Origin of the sequence: Lysinibacillus sp. A1, from assembly GCF_000801965.1 — a bacterium.
Taxonomy (GTDB): Bacteria; Bacillota; Bacilli; order Bacillales_A; family Planococcaceae; genus Lysinibacillus; species Lysinibacillus fusiformis.
Map to the genome: position 1 here is coordinate 1 of NZ_JSZM01000056.1, position 3030 is coordinate 3030.

Genomic DNA, 3030 nt, shown 5'->3' on the forward strand with positions numbered 1-3030 from the left:
CAACGATTGAGTGGGAATAGTAGCAAAAGCCCTAAAAACCCTGAGAGGTTTTTAGGGCTTTTTTAAATTAATTCTTTCTGAATTTATGGAGAAATAAAGTATCTCAATATGGAAAAATTGCTGGTAAAGTGTTGTGTGTAGTAAACTAAATGAATGCAAAAGAAATGATACTATTCAGATTTGGGGGGAATTAAATGGAGAAAAATAAACCAATAATTCATACATTAGCAGTTGGGATGCCAAAAGAATTGATTGATAGTAAAGGGCGTTCGATGATGACAGGTATTGAAAAGCAAAAAATGCAAGAAGTTTATTTGTCAGCTCATGGCTTCCACGGAGATGATGTTGCTGATAAAAAACATCATGGCGGACCTGATCGTGCAGTTTGTTTATATCCTGCGGAACATTACATACAATGGGAACAAGAACTTGGTAATCCATTGCCAACTGCTGCTTTCGGTGAAAATTTAACGGTTACAAATATGCTAGAAGAGGATATTTGTATCGGTGATATTTATAAAATAGGAGATGCTGTCATTCAAATTACTCAAGGGCGTGTTCCTTGTAGTACGATCGACAAATATACTGAATCAAACACATTGCTCAAACGCATGATTGAAACTGGTTATACTGGTTTCCTTGCGCGCGTACTAGAAGAGGGGACAATCTATGCGAACTCGAATATTGAATTAGTAGAAAAGCATCCTGCCCGAGTTTCTGTTTTGTATTGCAATGAAGTATATTTTAAAAACAAAGATGCAGATGCGATGAAACATATCCGAGCAGTTGATGCATTGGCGGAAGATTGGAAACATAAGTTAGAAAAAAGAATTCAGGTCTTGCAAAGTAAAGTGATGAATTAAAAATTGTCGGCAAGGGAATCGAAATATGTCTTAAAATCCTTTAGAATTCGAGTGAGTTCTGAGGGATTTTTTATATTATTGCGTTCGATGAATTGTTCAGTACTTAGACTTTTTAGTAGACGTTTATTAAAATATGAACATTAAATAAGAAATTTACACGAACTTTCGTATTTTATTTTATAAAATTGTTCGGAAATAGGGTTGAAATCTAAAAAGTGAAATGATATATTACGAATGTAAATTAAATAAGTCGTCGTATAATGTCGGGAATAGGGCCCGTGAGTTTCTACCAAGTTACCGTAAATAACTTGACTACGATTGAGGTTTATATACGTATGTATAAACCCTAATTTATTTCACACATTAATGTGGATGAAATATATCGTAGACATGCGACTAGTAGATTAGTCAGCGTGTCTTTTTTGTTTTCGATATTGAGGACGACCATACGGAGGATTTTTTTATAATGAAAAAATATTTCATGTTTGATGAATTAGGAACTAATTACCGCCGAGAAATAATAGGTGGTATTACAACTTTCCTTGCGATGGCATATATTCTAGCTGTTAACCCAGGTATACTAGAAAATGCAGGGATGGATAAAGGTGCTGTTTTCGTAGCAACAGCATTAGCTGCAGCAGTTGGTTCTTTAATAATGGGTATTTTCGCTAAATTCCCAATATCACTAGCTCCTGGTATGGGATTAAACGCATTCTTCGCCTTTACAGTAGTTGGGGCTTACGGTATTCCATGGCAAACAGGTTTAACTGGCGTATTCTTCTCTGGGATTATCTTTATCGTTTTATCTCTAACAGGTATTCGTGAAACCGTTATTAATGCTATACCAGTACAACTTAAATATGCTGTTTCGGCAGGTATTGGATTGTTTATTACTTTCGTAGGTTTACAAGGAGCAGGGATTATTGTAGATAGTCCAGCTACATTAGTAACTTTAGGAACTTTCACGGGCGCTACATTACTAGCGGTATTCGGAATTGTTTTATCTGTTATTTTAATTATTAAATTACGCAGTGTCGGTATTTTCTTAGGGATGGTTATTACGGCGATTATTGGTATGGTGACAGGTATTATTGAACCTCCAATGGCAATTGTTTCTGCTATTCCAAGTGTGGATTCTACATTCATGGTGGCACTACAGCCACTTGGAGATATTGAATCACTATTTAACGTGAAGTTTTTAGTAGTTGTATTAACGTTCTTGTTTGTAGATTTCTTCGATACAGCAGGTACTTTAATGGCTGTGGCAACACAGGCTGGCTTAGTAAAAGATAATAAATTACCACGTGCAGGTCGCGCATTAATGGCAGATGCACTTGCAACAACAATTGGTTCTTTATTTGGTACATCTACGACTACTGCCTATGTAGAATCAACTTCAGGGGTAGCAGCTGGAGCTCGCTCTGGGTTCTCAGCAGTAGTAACAGCAGTACTTTTCTTAGTAGCATTATTCTTCTCTCCGTTATTAGCAGTAGTAACACCAGCAGTAACAGCACCTGCTCTAGTTATTGTAGGAGTACTGATGGTATCATCACTACGTTTAATTGATTGGGATAAATTTGAGATTGCAGTACCAGCATTCTTTACCGTATTAATGATGCCTCTTGGTTATTCCATTGCTACTGGTATTGCAATTGGCTTCGTGTTCTATCCGATCACAATGTTATTAGCGGGACGTAAAAAAGAAATTCACCCTATGATGTATGGTTTATTCTTTGTCTTCCTAGCGTATTTCATTTGGGTACGATAAATTAAATACATGTTGAAAATCACCTCCATTGTTAAGGATAAGTTCTAACGATGGAGGTGATTTTTTATTATTGGGTTATGAATAGTAAATAATTAAATACTTTTCTTGTTATTCTATTCGTCTCTTTTTTACTACAAATAATAAAGCATAACTATAACGAATTATATAAAGTTATTTTCACCATTATATAGAAGAAACTCACTTTGTAATAATAAGAATAGTTTTACTTTAATGAAACACTTGCAAACTTTATTCTATGATGATATATTTAAACACGTTGTTACGAAACAAACGAACAACTTAAAAAATATTAACGTAGACAGTTGACAACGAGTTAACAATATGTTAAATTATAAAAAGTTACTTGAAAGTAACTAGCAAATGAACCTTGAAAACTGA

At 34.8% G+C, this 3030-nt stretch carries 2 protein-coding genes and 1 riboswitch; both genes read left to right on the top strand.

What is annotated here, in order from left to right; translation table 11 throughout:
- The first annotated feature begins 194 nt into the window (after window positions 1–194).
- A complete protein-coding gene (locus PI85_RS23455; protein WP_036120731.1) occupies window positions 195–863 on the top strand; it encodes an MOSC domain-containing protein in 669 nt (222 codons plus the stop codon).
- 233 nt (window positions 864–1096) lie between these two features.
- A riboswitch (purine riboswitch) is annotated at window positions 1097–1198 on the top strand.
- Between the two features lie 131 nt (window positions 1199–1329).
- Complete coding sequence (locus tag PI85_RS23460; protein WP_036120727.1) at window positions 1330–2631, top strand: NCS2 family permease; 1302 nt, start codon at window positions 1330–1332, stop codon at window positions 2629–2631.
- The last annotated feature ends 399 nt before the right edge of the window (window positions 2632–3030 follow it).